Origin of the sequence: Parafrankia sp. Ea1.12 (assembly GCF_900465275.1) — a bacterium.
Lineage (GTDB): Bacteria > Actinomycetota > Actinomycetes > Frankiales > Frankiaceae > Parafrankia > Parafrankia soli.
Genome location: NZ_UBIZ01000206.1, coordinates 76,968 through 93,797, shown reverse-complemented (window position 1 = coordinate 93,797; position 16,830 = coordinate 76,968). Strand labels below are relative to the sequence as shown.

Genomic DNA, 16,830 nt, shown 5'->3' with positions numbered 1-16,830 from the left:
GTGGGGAACTCCCCGGGCATTTTCTTCCGGGCGAGCTCGAGATTGCGGGCGAGGACGCCGACCCAGCTGCCGCCGTTCTCGACGCTGATGAGCCGTACGCGGGGGAAGCGGTCGAGCATGCCGTGGCAGATGGCGGAGGCGAGGGTGTCCTGGATGGTGCGGCCGCCGTCGGCGACGTGGGCGAACGTCCTGGGGCGGAAGGCGACGTATTCTCCGCTGCTGCCCTCCCAGGTGTTGAGGTACTCCTGGTAGCCGCTGTCGGAGGCGTGCAGGGCGACGAGGACGCCGGCCTCCTGGACGCGGGCCCAGAAGGGGTCGAACTCGGGGAGGAACGGGGAACGCGGGCCGCGTAGGCCGGCTACGGGGGCTGGGCGCACGAGGATGGCACGGGCGCCACGTCGCAGGACCCGGTCGAGTTCGGCGATGCCCGCGTCGACGTCGCAGGGCGAGACGATCGGCGTGGTGAGGATGCGGTCGGCGTAGTTGTAGGTCCAGTCGTCGTGGAGCCAGTCGTTGAAGGCGCGGATGGCGACCTGAGTCAGCGTCGGGTCGTCGCGCAGGCGTTCCTCGACGAGGCTGGCGAGGGTCGGGAACAGCAGGCAGGCGTGCACGCCCTGTTCGTCGAGCACCTCCAGGCGGGCCTTCGGCTCCCGGAAGGCGGGGATGCTGCGCATCGGCGTCCCGGTGAGCTCCCGCAGCGACTTCCCCTCCGGGTTGTCGCCTGAGTAGAAGGCCATGTGGGCGCCGGGGCGGGCGACAACCTCGAAGGTCGGGTTCGGGATGAACTCGGTGAGGAGGTTGCGGACGACCAGCTTCTTCCGGCCGTTCAGCTCGACGAAGCGGAACAGGTCTCTGTGTCGCGCCGGCAGGTGCCGGGTGAACGCGTCCTCCGTCTCGTAGAGGTGGTGATCGGCGTCGAACACCGGGAAGTCGAGGGTCGTGGCCATGATCTCAGCCGGTCACTCTCTGTGGGGGCCGATGGCAGCATGTGCTGGGCAAAATATCTAGATGTTGAAAGTAAGGGCGGGTAGTCGGGCGACGCAACCCCGGACGCCTCGCGCCAGGGAACTTCGCCGGTCGTCTGGCGGCTCCGCGCGGAGTGCTGGCGGCTCCGCGCGAAGCGGCAGCGCTGCTGGTTTCGTCGCGACTGCCCGCTTAACATCTATATATCTTGGGTCCGGGCGGGTGTGGACCTGGGACGGCCAGGGCCACCGGTCCGGCCCGGAACTGTGCGAGGAGAGCGATCGTGAGCGAGAGCTTCATCGAGTACGAGGCGGCCGAGCGGATCGCGACGATCACGCTCAACCGGCCGCAGGCGGCGAACGCGCAGACGCTCGAGCTGCTCGACGAACTCGACGGGGCCTGGCGGCGGGCGGCCGCGGACCCGGACGTCCGAGTGATCATCTTGCAGGCCAACGGCAGGCACTTCTCCGCCGGGCACGACATCAAGGGCGTCGGTGCCAGCGGCGACGTCGGCGGGACCGGGGACGGGAATGAGAACGGCCAGCAGCCGAGCTGGACACTTGCCGGGATCTACGAGATCGAGGCGAAACGGTTCCTCGAGTACTCACTGCGCTGGCGCAACGTGCCGAAGCCGTCGATCGCCGCGGTGCAGGGCGTGTGCATCTCGGGTGGCCTGCTGCTGTGCTGGCCGTGCGATCTGATCCTCGCGGCGGACAACGCGACCTTCTCGGACCCGGTGGTCAACATGGGTATCGGCGGGGTGGAGTACCACGGCCACACCTGGGAGTTGGGTGCCCGCAAGGCCAAGGAACTGCTGTTCACCGGCCGGAAGATGGACGCCTACGAGGCCGAGCGGGTCGGGATGGTCAACCGGGTGGTGCCGCTCGACGAGCTGCGCCCGGCAACCCGGGAGCTGGCCGAGCAGATCGCCCAGATGCACCCGTTCGCGCTGCGACAGGCGAAGCGGGCGGTCAACCAGACCCTCGACGTGCAGGGCTTCTACGCGGCCGTCCAGTCCGTGCTCGACATCCACCAGACCGGTCACGGCCATGCGCTCAGCGAGTCCGGGCTGCCGTTTCTCCTGCTCCTGGACGGTATGAAGGCCCGGATCGGCAAGTAGTCGATCATCGTCCGCGGTCCTGGAACATTTCTTGAACGAGGACGAAGCGTCGTGGCTGGTGGAGACGGGCGGACGGCGAGCTGTTCGTCGCCCCCTTCGTCGTCGCCGCCACCGGCATCCTCTCGGCGCCGCTCGACCCCGGTATCCCGGGGCTCGACACCTTCGGCGGCACCGTGCTGTTCAGCAACCGGTATCCGCGGGAGGGCTTCGACTTCACCGGGAAGCGGGTGGCCGTCGTCGGCACCGGCTCGACCGGTGTGCAGGCCATCCCGGTGGTCGCTGAGCAGGCCGCCCACCTGTACGTGTTCCAGCGGTCGGCCGCCTACACGCTGCCCTCGCCCGCGCGCGCCTACGAGCCGGGTGAGTTCGAGGGCCTCAGGGCCCGGTACGACGAGATCCGGGCGGCGCAGCGGGCGGCGCACGTGGGGGCCGCCCGGACCAGCGCGTTCTCGGTGCTGGTCGACATGGCGGGCTTCCCGGCCCTGCGGACGGCGTCGCGCGAGGAGCAGCCGCGCGCCGTCGAGGAACGCGGCGTCCTCGGCGCGCTCTACCGGAGCGACGTCCTCGTGGACTCCGAGGCCGGCCGGCTGGCGACGGCGCTGTACGGCGAGGCGGTCGCGCGCATCGTGCGGGACCCGCGGACCGCGGAGTCGCTGGTGCCGACGTACCCGTTCGGCTGCAAGCGGCCGATCATCGACGTGGGCTACTACGAGACGTTCAACCGCGACAACGTCACGCTGGTCGACCTCCGCGCCGGCCCGGTCCAGGAGATCACCTCCTCCGGCATCCGCACCGGGCAGGGCTCCTACGACGTCGACGTCATCTTGTTCGCGACCGGTTTCGACGCGCTCACCGGCGCGCTGTCGCGTATCGACGTCCGCGGCCGGGGCGGTGCGCTGCTGCGCGAGCTCTGGAGGGACGAGGGCCCCGTCTCCTACCTCGGCCTGCAGGTGGCCGGGTTCCCGAACCTGTTCATGATCCAGGGGCCGGGCAGCCCGTCGGCCGCCTCGAACTTTCTCGCAGCCATGGAACACCATGCCGAATGGATCGCCGACTGCGTCGCGCACCTGCGTGACGGCGGCGGCCGCACGATCGAGGCGCTGCCCTCGGCGCAGGCCGAGTGGATCGACGAGGTCCTCTCGTTCGTCACCGGCAGCGTGCTGGTCCACCCGGACTGCAACTCCTGGTGGAACGGCGCCAACGTGCCTGGCAAGAAGCGCATGTACAACCACGTACGTGGGCGGTCTTCCGAGTACCGGCGGCGCTGTGACGAGATCGCGGCCGGCGGCGGCACCGGCGTCAGGTACACCGGCTTCAAGCTCTCCTAGGGGGATCCGGTGCCCTTCGTCGAGCTCGGCGACGTCCGGCTGTTCTACACCGACGAGGGGAGCGGCGACCGACCGCTGCTGCTCGTCCACGGCTACACCGCCGACTCCCACGACTGGAGCTGGCAGCTCCCGCACCTCGTCGCCGACCACCGGGTGATCGCGGTCGACCTGCGCGGCCACGGCTGGTCCAGCGCGCCGGCCGGGGGCTACACGACGGCGCAGTTCGCCGCCGACCTGGCCGGGCTGCTCGACCACCTGGAGATCGAACGGGTCGTCGGGGTCGGGCACTCGATGGGAGGCAGCGTGGTCAGCGCCCTGGCCGTCGAGTACCCGGACCGGGTCGCCGCCGTCGTCGCCGTCGATCCCGCCTACCTGCTCCCGGACGAGACGGCCGGCGCGATCGGGCCGATGCTCGACCTGCTCGTCGACACCGACCCGGTGCCGTTCGTCCAGCAGCTGGTGGGCGGCATGGACTTGCCGGCGCGGCTGCCGGCCCTGCGGACCTGGCAGGTGCGCCGGATCGCCGGGATGGCCGGCCACGTGCTGCGGCAGTCGCTGGAGGCGCAGGCGACCGGGATGGCCCTGCACTCGCGCAGCGAGCCGTATCTGCGCCGGCGGCGCTGCCCGGTGCTGACCTTCTACGCCGACCCGGCGCGGGCCGCGGTCGAGCGGGCCGTCTTCACCGACCCCCGATCACGCGTGGTGACCTGGGAGGGTGCCGGCCACTGGCTGCACCAGGAACGCCCGGCCGAGTTCAACACGCTTGTCACCGGCTGGCTCGCGTCGATCGCCTAAGAGTACGTAGCGGACCATGCCCTGACCTACTTCGGGGCGAAGCGCTGGCCGCCGTCGAGGCGGATGGTGGAGCCGTTGAGCATGGGATTCTCGATGATGCCCAGGGCGAGGCGCGCGTACTCCTCGGGCCGCCCCATCCGCTTGGGGAACGCGGCGTCCTTGGTGAGGACCTTCTCGTACTCCTCCGGGATGCCCCGGGTCAGGCCGGTCTGGAACAGACTCGGTGCGATGGCGTTCACCCGGATCCCGAGAGAACCGAGCTCACGGGCCATCGTCAGGCTCATCGCGGCCACCCCGCCCTTCGCCGCGGTGTAGGCGATCTGTCCGATCTGCCCCTCGAACGCGGCGATCGACGCGGTGTTGATGATCACGCCTCGTTCGCCGTCGGCGTTCGGCGCGTTGCGGCTCATGTGCCACGCGGCGAGGCGGGCCACGTTGAACGTGCCCGTCAGGTTGAGATCGATGATGCCCTGGAACGTCTCTATCGACAGCGGGCCGTCCTTGCTCAGCGTGCGCCCGGGAGTCGCCCCGCCGGCGGTGTTCACGACGACGTCGATCCCCTCCAGCGCGGCCACCGCAGTCTCGATGACGCCTTCCATCCCCGCGAAGTCGGTGACGTCACAGGCGTGGAAACTGCCCTTGAGACCTTCGGCCACCGCCGCGCCGTCGCTGCTGTCCCGGTCCAGGATCGCCACCCGCCCACCGCGAGTCGCGATCAGCTCGGCCGTCGCCCTGGCCATCCCGGACGCGCCGCCCACGACGACCGCCCGCAACCCCTTCAGTTCCACGCTGTCCCTCTCCTGCGCGTCGGGAATGATCCGACCGCAGCCTAACCTAAATCTCTATATATATGCCACGGGTCGGCGGTCGCAGTCACACGCCCGAGGTTCTCGCCCGCCGGTACACCCTCTCGTTGATCGGACGCGCGAGGTTATGCTATATCTCTATATATTTTGAGGGTTGCGAGCTACCATCGCCGCGATACACCGACAAGGCGGAGTGGCGGGACACATGACGTCGACCTACTCGACCATCCGGTACGAGACGGGGCCTGACCGGGTCGCGACGATCACTCTGGACCGGCCCGAGGCGCTGAACGCCTTCGACCGGCGGATGTGCGGGGAGATCCGCGACGTCTGGCAACGGGTGAAACTGAACCCGGAGGTGCATGCGGTGGTGCTGCGGGCGGCCGGGGACCGGGCGTTCTGCGCCGGGCTGGACGTGAAGAAGCCGTTCGGCCAGCCCGAGGACGTGTGGAACCACGAGGACCCGGGCGAGCTGCTCAGCCCGAAGTGGCAGAAGTGCTGGAAGCCCGTGGTGTGCGCGGTTCAGGGCATCTGCACCGCTGGTGCGTTCTACTTCCTGAACGAGGCCGATGTGGTGATCTGCTCGTCGGACGCCACGTTCTTCGACTCGCATGTCACCTACGGTCGGGTGTGCGCGGTGGAACCGATCGGGCTGATGCGGAAGATCGGGCTGGGGGAGACGCTGCGGATCGCGTTGTCGGGCAACGACGAGCGGGTCTCGGCCCAGACCGCGCTGCGCATCGGCCTGGTGACCGAGGTCGTGGACCGCGCGCGGCTCTGGGAGCGTGCCCACGAGATCGCGGCGGGGATCGCGCGCAAGCCGTCGGCCGCCACGCAGGGAACCGTGCGCGCCATCTGGGAGTCGCTGGACCGGCCGTACCGCGCGGCGATGGAGCAGTCGCTGATCTACACCCGGCTCGGCAACCCGATCGGGATGGCCGAGGCGGAGGCGGATGCCAAGGAGTCGCCCGCGGGTGGCACGGGCGGGACGGGCGGGACGCCGGACGGGAACCCGACGGCCGGGCGGCCGTGGAGGTTGCGGTGACCGACCTGACCCCGGCCCCGGCCCCGCCCTCGCCCTGGACGTTCGGCGTTGAGCCGCTCCCGGAGACCGTCGAGGCGGCGGAGCGGTTACGGCAGGTCATCGGTCTACTGCTCGCGCTCGAGTATCCCGACCCGGCGGTGGACGCCCTGCTCGCCGCCCTCGACGTGGCGCAGCGGCTGCTGGGCCGGCGCGTCCCGGCCGACCCGGCGCCCCGCGTCGGCCCGGCGGCGGACGGCGACGGCCGCGTCTACCTGGACCACTCCCGCCACATCGGCGCGTTCAATCCCTGCTTCCCCGGTTACGAGATCGCCGTCGACGGCGACCGTGCCGAGGGCACGGTCAACTTCCCGATCGCCTACGAGGGCCCGCCGGGCCTGGTCCACGGCGGTTTCCTCGCGCTGTTCTTCGACGCGGTGATCCAGCACCACAACTGCGACCTCGGCCTGGCCGGGAAGACGGCGGGGCTCGCGCTGCGCTACCGGCGGCCCGTCCCGCTGCGCACCGATCTGCGCTTCGTGCTGGCCCGGTCGGCCGACGGGCCGCGGATCAGGACCACCGGCCGGCTGCTGGCCGGTGACCCCGCCGGTGACCCCGCTGGTGACGTCGTGCTGTGCGAGGCGGAGCTGGACGCGGTCAAGGGCGACCGGGCCCGGCTGCCGGACGTCTCACCGCGGAGGGCGCAGTCATGATCGCCACGACCGTCGACGCCGGGGACGGGACGCCGCTGACCGTCCCGGCGCTGCTGCGCCGGCAGGCCGACCGGTACGGCCCGCGGGTCCTGCTCGCCTGCGACGAGGACGTGCTCACCTACGCCGACGCCGACCGGCGGTCAAGGTCGCTCGCCCGCGGCCTGCTGGCGGTGGGTGCCGGCCGCGGCACGCACATCGGGCTCCTGTACCCGAACGGGAGCGAGTTCGTCGTCGGCTGGCTCGCCGTCGCGCGGATCGGCGCGGTGAGCGTGCCGCTGAGCACCTTCTCCACCGGCGCCGAGCTGCGGACCCTGCTGCGCAACGCCGACGTCGGGGTGCTGCTGAGCGCGCGTTCCCACCGCTCCCACGACTACGTCGCGGCGCTGCGGGACGCCGTCCCCGAGTTCGGTGAGGCCGCGGCACCACCCCTGCTCGCCCCGTCCATGCCGGTGCTTCGGCACGTCTTCGTCGGCTCGACGGCGGATGCCGAGCCCGGGATGGCAACCGACGGTGGGGGCGGTGCCGGTCCCGCCTGGGAGGTGCACGCCCTGCTGACCCGGGGCACCGAGGTGGGCGAGGACGTCGCCCGCGCGGCCGAGGACGCGGTGCACGCGAGTGACCGGCTCGTGATCGTGCATACGTCGGGGTCGACGAGTGTGCCGAAGGGTGTGATCCACACCCATGGCGCGCTGATCCGCCACCTCGCGAACCTGAACGAGATCCGCCGCTACACCGCCGACGACGTGCTGTTCTCGAACTCGCCGTTCTTCTGGATCGGGGGGTTCGCCTACGCGCTGCTCGGCACGCTGCTCGCCGGCGGCCGGCTGGTGTGCTCCAACGCGCCGAGCGCCGCCGGTGTGCTCGACGTGCTCGAGCGCGAGCGCCCGACGATGGTCAACGGCTACGCGCAGTCGGTGGCGCGCCTGCCCGCCGACCCGACGTTCGCCCGCCGTGACCTCTCCTCGATCCGGCGCGGGAACCTGTACGCGCTCATGCCGAGCGACGTCCGGCCGGCCGACCCGCAGCTGCGCCACCAGATGCTCGGCATGACCGAGACCGGCAGTGTGTGCCTGGTCAGCGAGGACGAGGGCGACCAGCCCGAACACCGGCGCGGCTCGTTCGGACGTCCGGCGCCGGGTTTCGAGGCCCGGATCGTCGATCCCGAGGACGGGCGGGTGCTCGGCGCGGGCGAGGTGGGGGAGCTGTGGCTGCGGGGCCCGTTCCTGATGGAGGGCTACTACGGGCGGGAACGCCACGAGGCGTTCGACGCCGACGGCTGGTACCACTCCGGTGACCTGTTCGTCGTCGACGACGAGGGGTTCTTCTACTTCAAGGGCCGGGGTGGCGACGTCATCAAGACGGCCGGCGCCAACGTCTCGCCGCTCGAGGTCGAGGCCGCCATCCGGGACGTCGCCGCGCTGACCGCGCACGTCGTCGGCCTGCCGGACGCGGCCCGCGGCGAGATCGTCGCCGCGGCGGTCCGGGTGCCCCCCGGGCGGACCGTCGACCCCGACGGGCTGCGCCGCCGGCTGACCGAACGCCTCTCCGCGTACAAGGTCCCCCGGCGCATCGTGCCGATCGCCGACGACGAGGTGCCGACGATGTCCAGCGGCAAGATCGACATGACCGCGCTCAAGGAGCTGCTCCGTGCCGCCGGATGACTCCCTGCCCGACCCCGCGCTGTCTGAAGAGGCGGTGCTGCCCGAAGCGACGCCTGAGGAGGCGGTGCTGCCCCATGCGCCGGTGCTGCCGGGCCAGCTGACCATCCCGGCGCTGCTCGCGACCCGGCGGCGCCTCGACGGCGCGGTCCAGGCGTTCGTCAGCGACGACGAGGAGATCACCTTCGCCGAGCTCGACGACGCGAGCCGGACCCTGGCCGGGCGGCTGGTCGGCGCCGGCGTCACCAAAGGCAGCAGGGTCGGGCTGGTGATGCCGAACGGCATCGGGTGGGCGACCGCCGCGCTGGCGGTGATGCGCGTCGGTGCCGTGCTCGTCCCGCTGAGCACCCTGCTGCGGCCGCCGGAGCTGCTCGCCCAGCTTCGCGCCGCCGCCGTCACCCAGCTGGTCGTGGTGCCGCGGCTGCGCGGCCGCGACCACCTCGACGAACTGGCGTCGGCGGCGCCCGGGCTGACCGAGCATGCCCGGCGCGGCCGCCCGCACCCGGATCTCCCGTCACTGCGCCGGATCTGGACCTCGGACGAGTGGACCTCGGACGAGCTGCCCGCCGGCGCCGCACCGGCGCCGCTCGTCGAGGCGCTCGTCGAGGCGCTCGGCCGGGCCGTCCGCCCGGCCGACGACCTGGCCGTGCTGTTCACCTCGGGCAGCCGCGACACCCCGAAGGGGGTGCTCCACACCCATGGCAACGGGCTGCGGGCCGTCGCGTCCAGCCTGGACAGCCGCCGCATCGGGCGGGGCGAACGGCTCTACATCCCGATGCCGTTCTTCTGGACCGGTGGGTTCGGCGGCGGACTGCTCTCGGCGCTCGTCGCCGGCGCCACCCTGCTCACCGAGGCCGTGCCGGAACCGGCCCGCACGCTGCGGTTCCTGGAGCGCGAACGGGTGACGCTGTTCCGCGGCTGGCCCGACCAGGCAGCACGGCTCGCCGCGCATCCGGCGTTCGCCACCACCGACCTGTCGACGCTGCGGCCCGCGAGCCTCGGCGCGGTGCTGCCACCGGCGGCGCGGCCGGGGCCGGGCGCCCGGGCGAACCTGTTCGGGATGACCGAGACCTTCGGGCCGTACTGCGGTTCCCGGCTCGACACCGACCTGCCCGCCGGCAAGCACGGCAGCTGTGGCCGGCCGTTCACCGGTGTCGAGGTGCGGATCGCCGACCCGGAGACCGGAACCGTCCTCCCGCCCGGTACCGAGGGCGAGATCCGGCTGCGTGGGCCGAACGTCATGCGCGGCATCGCCGGCCGGCACCGCGCGGACGTGTTCGACGCCGACGGGTTCTACCCCACCGCGGACCGCGGCCTGCTCGACACCGACGGCTACCTCTGGTATAGAGGCCGCCTCGACGACATGTTCAAGGTCCGGGGCGCGACGGTCTACCCGATGGAGGTCGAGGCGGCGCTGCGTGCGCTGCCCGGCGTCACCGACGCCTACGTCACCGACGTCACTGCCGCCCAAGTCACGGACGTCTCCACCGGACCGGGAGCCGCGGGCGCCGCCGGGGCCGTGGGGGCGCGGGAGGTCGCGGCGGTGGTCGTCGCCAGCTCACTCGACGACCCGGACGAGCTGGCCGAGCAGGCCCGGGCCAACCTGAGCAGCTTCAAGATCCCGACCCGCTGGCTGATCGTCCGCGCCCCCCACCGGGTGCCGCGGCTGGCCAGCGGAAAGGTCGACATCGACGCGCTCCGCCGCCTCCTCGTCGAGGAGGGCACCGCGGGTTCCCGGAAGGTGAGGTCAAGGTGAAGGCCATCGACTGCCTGGTCAACGTGGACATGGGGGACAGCGCGCCGCCGGACTGGATGATCCGGGTGAAGGAGGACTACTTCAAGGGCGGGGCGGACTTCCTGCGCAGCCCGGAGCTTCCCGAGCTGGTCGACGCGATGGACGCGGCCGGTGTCGAGCGGGCGATCCTGATCTCCAAGGCGGGGCGGAAGGACGACCGGGCGCGGCGCTACGCCGAGGAGCGTCCGGACCGTTTCGCGCTCGGGATCGGCGGTTTCAACCTGCTGCGTCCGATGAGCGCGCTGCGCGCGCTGGAGTCGTTCGTCCGGGACTACCCGGTCGTGTACGCCACGGTCGGGCCGAGCTTCTGGGGGGACGGGATGTACCCGCCCAGCGACGCGGTCTACTACCCGCTCTACACCAAGTGCTGCGAGCTCGACCTGCCGTTGTGCGTCAACACGGGTATCCCGGGGCCGCCGATCCCCGCGGAGCCGCAGAACCCGATACATCTCGACCGGGTCTGTATCCGGTTCCCGGAGCTGCGGCTGTGCATGATCCACGGGGCTGATCCGTGGTGGGACACCGCGATCCGAATGATGATCAAATATCGCAATCTGCGGCTGATGACGTCGGCGTGGTCTCCCAGGCGGCTGCCGGCGTCGCTGCTGCACTACCTGTCGACCCGGGGCCGCGACCGGATCATCTTCGCCTCGGACCACCCGGTCCTGTCCATGTCCCGGTGCACCGGAGAGGTCGCCAACCTCGACCTGACCGACGAGGTCCGCCAGGCCTGGCTCCACGACAACGCCCAGTCCTTCTTCTTCGCGGAGCGCAAGCCGGGCCGGTAGGGAGACCATCCCCATGACGACCGACCAGCTCACCGAGTTCGGCTTCGACCAGTTCTGGACCTGGGTCGGGCTCAGCCCGGTCACCGGCGCCCAGCTCAAGGACATGGCCGGGCCGCTGCGGGACAGCCGTCCGGGACCCGCACGGCATCCGGATCTGGTCGGTCCTCGTCACCGTCGGCGACCACATCGCGCCGGAACACCGGAGCGCCGGGCCGTGGGCCGGCTGGCCACCTACCTGCTCGGCTCCGGCGACATCCTGGTGCGGGTCAACGGCTGGGACCCGGCGGTGCTCGCCCGGTTCCGGGCCGACAAGCTCGTCCAGGGGTTCCGCGACGCGCGGGTGCATCCACTGGATCATGAATCCGGGGGCGCGTGGCGCATACCCGCATTCATGATCCGTCCAAGGTGCGGCCCCTGCCGGGGACGATCAAAGATCGATGAGTTCAACGGTCACGGCCGCGATGCCACCCGCGTCCAGGGCCTCAGCCTCGCGAACAGCGCGCTTGATGGGCAACGCATAGCTGCCACGCCCGCTGTCGGGAAAGATCGAGGTCGTCCACGTGCTGCCGCCGACCGTGACCCGCACCCGCAGCGACCCGAAGCCACGGCGCTGTCCGCCAGTCCGGTCGCGAATCTCTTCGGATGCCTCGGGGGGCAAGCTGACGAACGTCCAGCTGTCAGCGCGCCGGGTCTCCCAAATCCACAGCTCACCCTCGAAAACGACGACCACGAACTCAGCGTCGCACATGGGGCCGACAGTTCCTGGGGTGGGACGTCGCGATTTGGACGCTCGCCCCAGCCCGGCCCGCACTGGGCCCGGATCGACCGGCATAGCCGCCAGTGCCGTTCCTGCTACCCCGACGCCTCCACCCGGCATGGACCGCCCACGGTGGGTAGCGGACAGGGGTAGCGGCCGCTACCTCCCTGCCCCGGTGCCACTACCCGCCATATCGCCAGCGAGCGCAGTTCGGCAGCCGCCCGGACGCTCCGTGGTCCAGGTGCTCGACGGCGAGCACCGGCCGGCTGGCGGTGACCGACGACGGATGGTTGAGGCCCAGTCCTGTGGCGGTGACTTCGGCGCGTGAGAGGCATACTGCTGCCGGTGTCAGTGGGCTCGTCGTGCCGGCCTGTCCCACGACCGCGGTAGTGCCGCTGGCCACCTTTCCCGACGTCATCGGGGGCTTCCCACGTAGCGTCAGCATGACCCCCTCGGTACAGGGGGCGATCAGATTCGCGACGAAGGGCATGTGACGATGGCGGACGTATCGGTGCGGTTGCAGGCGGACGCCGGCGCCGAGATCGTTCTGAATCTGTCTGTCCTTCAGGCGATCCGGCTGGTCGAGGCCATCGCGAGCAGGGCCGCGGACATGATGCCCGAGCCCGGACGGGCACAGGTCGACCCACGTTGGCTGGTGCCGCACACCGGCCCGCAGACGGCAGCCGCGGCACCACTCCGGCCGGGCCAGTGAAGCGGTCCGGTTCTGCGACGCCGGCGGACGAGTACGTGACCGCGACGAGCTACAAGGTCACGCCTCTACCGGGTCAGGCAGGGGAGTAGGCGTCCCATGCGTCGAGAGCTGCCTGGAGTCGTTGCGTGAAGTCCGCGTCGAGGCCCCGGCGGCAGGCTATGCGTCGTAGTTAGCCCTCGGCGCCTTGTAGCAGCCCGGACTCGGGATGGGTGAGGATGATGCCGCCCTGGCTGCCGTGCTTCTCGATGTGGCTCCAGGAGTCGGTGTCGGGACCGTTGCCCGCCACGGGGACGTGGCCCTCGACGAACCGGTCTCTCGGTTGCGGCACCCCCAGGTGAACTCGTGGAGGACGCAGGCAGGCCACAGCTGGATCAGGTACTGCTCCGTCCGCCGCTCGCCTGTGGCCCGCGCGGGACGTCCCGGAAGGGGCCGGTGTCGGCGCGGTGCTCGCGGGGCATGCCGAGCAGCCGTTCGCTGATCACATTGCGGGCCATCTCGGTCGTGCCGCCGCCGATACAGGCCGCCTGGCGGGCCAGGTAGCCGCGCGCGACCTGGGCGGAGGTCTCGTCGTGTGGTGCCCAGACCACCCCGGTGTCACCGCACAGCTCCGTCGCTATCGCCGCGCGGCGGCTGGTCGCGGTGCCGCTGAACAACCGGCACATGGCGGCGGCGTGGTGCGGCAGGGCGCCGGTGGCCATCTTGCGGGTGACCGACTCGACGAGGGCCCTGGTGACGAGGGCGAGTGTCTGCCCCTCGCCGATGAGGTCCCGGGTGCGGCTGTCGTCGATCGTGCCGAGGCGCCGGGCGGTCTCGAGCATCATCCGGGGCTCGTAGGGGCCGTCGTTCGGGCGGTTGCCGCTGCCGGTGACGTAGGGCGAGCCCCCGGAGATGGTCCGCTCGTGGTGGAGCCAGCGGGTGACGACGCCCCAGCCGGCGTCGACGTCGCCGACGCGGTCGTGGTCGGGTACGACGACGTCGGTCAGGTACTCCTGGCAGAACTCCTTCGAGCCGTTGACCAGCTCGATCCGGTGGGTGTCGACGCCCGGGGCGCTGACCGGCAGGCTGAACACGGTCAGCCCGATGTGTTTCCCGACGTCCCAGTTCGTGCGGGCCAGGCACAGCGCCCAGTCGCCGTACCAGGCGGAGGTGGTCCAGATCTTCGATCCGTTGAGGATCCACCGGTCGCCGTCGCGGGTCGCGGTGGTGACCGCGCCGGCGGCGTCGGACCCGCCCCCCGGCTCCGACAGGAGCTGGACCCAGATCTCCTCGCCGCGCAGCATCGCCGGGATGTGGCGCAGCTTCTGTTCGTGGGTGCCGAACTCCAGCAACACGGCCATGCACGGGATGAACGTCGACGCCTGGATCTCCGCCGGGTAGTCGTAGCCGCGGATCTCCCGGTTGAAGGCGGCCTGGTGCATCGGTGTCAGCCCCTGCCCGCCGTACTCCGCCGGCACGCAGATGCCGGCGAACCCGCCGTCGAACAGCCGGCGCTGCAACTCGCGGCAGGTGGCGACGCGGGCCAGCTCCTCGGCCTCGGGGCGCTGGGTCGCCGTCAGGAAGAATTCGGTGGTGTCCGGATCGGCGGGTGGCATGTTCTCGGCGAGCCAGCTTCGGGCGCGCGCGGTGAACTCCTCGACTGTGATCATTACGCTCGTCCTCCGTCTGCCACGGCGGCCTCGACGAGGCGCACGAGCCGTTCGGTGAAGTAGGCCGGCGTGCCGAACAGCTGAGCGTCGACCAGAGCTCGGCGCAGGTAAAGGTGCAGGTCGTGTTCGTAGGTGACGCCGATCCCGCCGTGCAGCTGGACGCAGTCCTGGATCGCCTCGGGGCCGACCCGCCCGACGTAGGCCTTGGCCGTGCTGGCCCACGTGCGGGCGTCGGCACGGCCGGTGCCGACCAGGCGCGCCGCCTTCTCGGTGACCGCCGCGCTCGCCTCCAGCTGGGTGCGCAGGTCGGCCATCCGGTGCTTGATCTCCTGGTACGACCCCAGCGGCCGGCCGAAGGAGTAGCGGTCGTTGGTCCATCGCAGGGTCAGCTCGAACGCGCGGTGCGTCGCCCCGACGATCTCACCGGCCTGCAGCACGGCGCTGATGTCGAGCAGCGCGGCGTCGTGGGCGTCGGCGGTGCCCGGCTCGCCGACCCGGGCGGTCACCGGCACGGTCACCGCCCGCAGCGTCACCGCCTGGTAGCGGCGGGTCAGGTCGATGCTGTCGAGCGGGGTCGTCTCCACGCCGGGAGCGCCGAGCGGGACGAGGAAGTGCGACCGCGCGCCGTCGCCGGTGGCGTTGTCCGGACCGGTGGCGGCGACGAGGAGGTAGCCGTTCGGACCTCCCCGCTCGATGCAGGGGACCGTGCCGTCCAGGACGACCCGGTCGCCCGAGCGGGCGGACCGAACCTGCGCGCCCGCGCGCCCTCCGGTCCGCGGCGAGTGCCCCCAGGCGGCGGTGGCGCCTCCGTCGAGCAGCTTCGCCAGCGGGCCGGCGTGCAGCTCCGCCGAGCCCCACCGGCCCAGCGCCGCCGCGACGACGTTCGTCCCGATCAGTGGCCCCGGCGCGGCGTGCCGGCCGAACTGGAAGGTGACCGCCAGCAGGTCGGCCAGCCCGTTCCCGCTGACGGAACCACCGCCGGCGTGCTCCGGGACCAGTGGCGTCGTCCAGCCGAACTCGGCACCCTGCTTCCACAGGGTGCCGTCGAATGTCTCGTCCTGCCGCGCCAGCTCGCGCACGCGGGACGGGGGGTATCTCGCCTCCAGGTACTGCGCCGTCGTGTTCCCGAGCAGATCCTGGTCCGCGGTCTGGGTGAACATCGTCCTCCTGGGGCGGTGCCCGAGGTCGGCGCCGTCGCCGTGGCGGTGCTGCACCGCGGGGCTGACGGGCGGTGGGGCCGCTGGGTGTCCAGTGGGCGCAGCCTACGCCCGCAGGCGGTAAAAGGTCTACATGTAATCCGGACCGGGGAGTCGCGGGCGCGGGCCGCCGCGGGCCGCCTGGTGCGGCGGTCTCCCCGTCGCGCCGCGGGCGTCCCCGTCGCGCCGCGGGCGTCCCCGGCGGCCGGACGGGCTGTGGGCGCGGACAGGCCGGGAGCGTCCGGTGGTGCGTCCGCGCCGGCGGCCGCCGCATCTTCCTACTTCTGGTGATATTGAAACATCTAGATCTATGACTTAGGGTTCCGGGTGAACGGCCCGCGTGCCGGAGACGCGCCGGCAGGCCGACGAGCGGACGACTGGAACTGGGAGAGCGCGGGATGAAGGCGACTGCGGCGGTGCTCCGGCAGGCGGACGGGCCCTACGTGCTCGAGGAGGTCGAGCTCGATCCGCCCGGACCCGGCGAGGTGCTGGTCCGCGTGGTGAGCGCCGGCATGTGCCATACCGACGTCGTGCCGCGCCAGGACGGGGCGCCGGCGCCGCCGCCGATCATCACCGGGCACGAGGGCGCCGGCGTGGTCGAGGCTGTCGGCGAGGGCGTGGCGCGGGTGTCGGTCGGTGACCACGTGGTGCTTTCGTTCGACTCCTGCGGCGAGTGCCCGAGCTGCCGCCGGGGCGCCCCGCCCTACTGCGATCTGTTCCTGTTCCGCAATTTCTTCGGCCGCCGCCTCGACGGCACCACCGGTGTCCGCGACGCCGACGGGGGCGAGATCGCCTCGCGCTGGTTCGGCCAGTCCTCGTTCGCGACCCACTGCGTCGCCGCGGAGCGCGGCGTCGTCGTGGTGGACCGGGACCTGCCGCTGGCGAAGCTGGGCCCGCTGGGCTGCGGCATCCTCGCCGGCGCCGGTTCCGTGCTCGTCGACCTGAACGTGGGGGAGGGGGACAGCATCGCCGTGTTCGGCGCCGGCGCGGTGGGCCTCGCGGCGATCATGGCGGCGCGGGTGGCCGGCGCGGGCCCGATCATCGCGGTCGACCTCCACCGGCACCGGCTGGAGCTCGCCACCGAGCTCGGTGCCACCCATGTGCTGGACGGCGCCGGCACGGATCTCATCCCCCGGATCCAGGAACTGACGGGGGGCGGGGCCCGGTTCGGCTTCGACACCACCGGAAACGTCGCGGTCATCGCGACCGCCGTCGGCGCGCTGCGGATGGGCGGGCACTGCGGGCTGGTGGGCATCCAGACCGAGCCGATCACCTTCGGCCCGGTGGCGCTCCTCGGCAAAACGGTGTCGAGCATCCTCGAGGGCGGCGCCGACCCGCAGATCGTGATCCCGCGGCTCATCGAACTGTGGCGGGCGGGCCGCTTCCCGTTCGACCGGCTGATCGAGACCTACCCGCTCGAGGCGATCAACACCGCGGAGGAGGCCTCGCGGTCGGGCAAGGTCGTCAAGCCGGTCCTGCTCCCGTCCGGGCAGGCCTGATCCGTCGACGGCAGCGGCGCGGGCGAGTCCGCA

The 16,830-nt window shown here is 71.7% G+C and carries 15 protein-coding genes and 2 pseudogenes; 11 read left to right on the top strand and 6 right to left on the bottom strand.

The window, feature by feature from the left end; genetic code table 11:
* The coding region (locus tag FMEAI12_RS07700) for an amidohydrolase family protein (protein WP_112105479.1) at nucleotides 1-947 on the bottom strand (947 nt) is incomplete at its 3' end.
* A gap of 299 nt (nucleotides 948-1,246) precedes the next feature.
* On the opposite strand from FMEAI12_RS07700, the gene FMEAI12_RS07695 reads away from it, so the two are divergent.
* The 3 genes and pseudogenes from FMEAI12_RS07695 (at nucleotide 1,247) to FMEAI12_RS07685 (ending at nucleotide 4,206) form a co-directional block, all read left to right on the top strand.
* A complete protein-coding gene (locus FMEAI12_RS07695; RefSeq protein ID WP_112105478.1) occupies nucleotides 1,247-2,083 on the top strand; it encodes an enoyl-CoA hydratase in 837 nt (278 codons plus the stop codon).
* 34 nt (nucleotides 2,084-2,117) lie between these two features.
* Nucleotides 2,118-3,411 (top strand): annotated as a pseudogene (locus FMEAI12_RS07690) (flavin-containing monooxygenase); the annotation flags it as partial.
* Nucleotides 3,412-3,420: 9 nt separating this feature from the next.
* Complete coding sequence (locus tag FMEAI12_RS07685) at nucleotides 3,421-4,206, top strand: alpha/beta fold hydrolase (RefSeq protein WP_112105476.1); 786 nt, start codon at nucleotides 3,421-3,423, stop codon at nucleotides 4,204-4,206.
* A gap of 26 nt (nucleotides 4,207-4,232) precedes the next feature.
* Here the strand turns inward: FMEAI12_RS07685 and FMEAI12_RS07680 are convergent, their stop codons facing one another.
* A complete protein-coding gene (locus FMEAI12_RS07680; RefSeq protein WP_112105475.1) occupies nucleotides 4,233-4,994 on the bottom strand; it encodes an SDR family NAD(P)-dependent oxidoreductase in 762 nt (253 codons plus the stop codon).
* Nucleotides 4,995-5,217: 223 nt separating this feature from the next.
* Here FMEAI12_RS07680 and FMEAI12_RS07675 point away from each other — a divergent pair, with 223 nt between their 5' ends.
* The 6 genes and pseudogenes from FMEAI12_RS07675 to FMEAI12_RS39765 form a co-directional block, all read left to right on the top strand.
* The gene (locus FMEAI12_RS07675; protein ID WP_071065687.1) at nucleotides 5,218-6,057 is read left to right on the top strand and encodes an enoyl-CoA hydratase/isomerase family protein; all 840 of its coding nucleotides are present in this window, start codon (nucleotides 5,218-5,220) and stop codon (nucleotides 6,055-6,057) included.
* The gene (locus tag FMEAI12_RS07670) at nucleotides 6,054-6,746 is read left to right on the top strand and encodes a hypothetical protein (protein ID WP_112105495.1); all 693 of its coding nucleotides are present in this window, start codon (nucleotides 6,054-6,056) and stop codon (nucleotides 6,744-6,746) included. The genes FMEAI12_RS07675 and FMEAI12_RS07670 overlap by 4 nt, the downstream gene beginning before the upstream one ends.
* On the top strand, nucleotides 6,743-8,407 hold the full coding sequence (locus tag FMEAI12_RS07665; protein WP_112105474.1) for a class I adenylate-forming enzyme family protein: 1,665 nt from the start codon (nucleotides 6,743-6,745) through the stop codon (nucleotides 8,405-8,407). The genes FMEAI12_RS07670 and FMEAI12_RS07665 overlap by 4 nt, the downstream gene beginning before the upstream one ends.
* Nucleotides 8,394-10,160, top strand: coding sequence for a class I adenylate-forming enzyme family protein (locus FMEAI12_RS07660; RefSeq protein WP_235013799.1), 1,767 nt, complete (start codon nucleotides 8,394-8,396; stop codon nucleotides 10,158-10,160). The genes FMEAI12_RS07665 and FMEAI12_RS07660 overlap by 14 nt, the downstream gene beginning before the upstream one ends.
* On the top strand, nucleotides 10,157-10,987 hold the full coding sequence (locus tag FMEAI12_RS07655) for an amidohydrolase family protein (protein WP_200835214.1): 831 nt from the start codon (nucleotides 10,157-10,159) through the stop codon (nucleotides 10,985-10,987). The genes FMEAI12_RS07660 and FMEAI12_RS07655 overlap by 4 nt, the downstream gene beginning before the upstream one ends.
* Nucleotides 10,988-11,112: 125 nt before the next feature.
* Nucleotides 11,113-11,309, top strand: a pseudogene (locus tag FMEAI12_RS39765) (TIGR03857 family LLM class F420-dependent oxidoreductase); the annotation flags it as partial.
* A gap of 105 nt (nucleotides 11,310-11,414) precedes the next feature.
* Here the strand turns inward: FMEAI12_RS39765 and FMEAI12_RS07645 are convergent.
* Nucleotides 11,415-11,717 carry a DUF1905 domain-containing protein gene (locus tag FMEAI12_RS07645; protein WP_112105492.1) on the bottom strand — a complete coding sequence of 101 codons (303 nt, stop codon included), beginning with the start codon at nucleotides 11,715-11,717 and terminating at the stop codon, nucleotides 11,415-11,417.
* A 523-nt stretch (nucleotides 11,718-12,240) separates the two neighbouring features.
* Between FMEAI12_RS07645 and FMEAI12_RS07635 the strand changes: the two genes are divergently transcribed.
* Entirely contained in the window at nucleotides 12,241-12,456 is a 216-nt protein-coding gene (locus FMEAI12_RS07635) for a hypothetical protein (protein WP_112105491.1), read from the top strand.
* Between the two features lie 169 nt (nucleotides 12,457-12,625).
* On the opposite strand, the gene FMEAI12_RS36530 is transcribed toward FMEAI12_RS07635, so the two are convergent.
* From FMEAI12_RS36530 to FMEAI12_RS07625, 3 genes are read right to left on the bottom strand one after another with little or no spacing between them, the layout of a single operon-like run.
* Nucleotides 12,626-12,784: a hypothetical protein gene (locus FMEAI12_RS36530; protein ID WP_160144243.1), complete on the bottom strand. Its 159-nt coding sequence runs from the start codon at nucleotides 12,782-12,784 to the stop codon at nucleotides 12,626-12,628.
* 43 nt (nucleotides 12,785-12,827) lie between these two features.
* Nucleotides 12,828-14,102 (bottom strand): acyl-CoA dehydrogenase family protein, encoded by a 1,275-nt coding sequence (locus tag FMEAI12_RS07630; protein ID WP_112105472.1) that lies wholly within the window; start codon nucleotides 14,100-14,102, stop codon nucleotides 12,828-12,830.
* Nucleotides 14,102-15,262: an acyl-CoA dehydrogenase family protein gene (locus FMEAI12_RS07625; RefSeq protein WP_112105490.1), complete on the bottom strand. Its 1,161-nt coding sequence runs from the start codon at nucleotides 15,260-15,262 to the stop codon at nucleotides 14,102-14,104. Before FMEAI12_RS07625 ends, FMEAI12_RS07630 begins: the two co-directional genes overlap by 1 nt.
* Before the next feature lie 434 nt (nucleotides 15,263-15,696).
* Here FMEAI12_RS07625 and FMEAI12_RS07620 point away from each other — a divergent pair, with 434 nt between their 5' ends.
* A complete protein-coding gene (locus tag FMEAI12_RS07620) occupies nucleotides 15,697-16,797 on the top strand; it encodes an NAD(P)-dependent alcohol dehydrogenase (protein WP_112105471.1) in 1,101 nt (366 codons plus the stop codon).
* Nucleotides 16,798-16,830 lie beyond the last annotated feature (33 nt).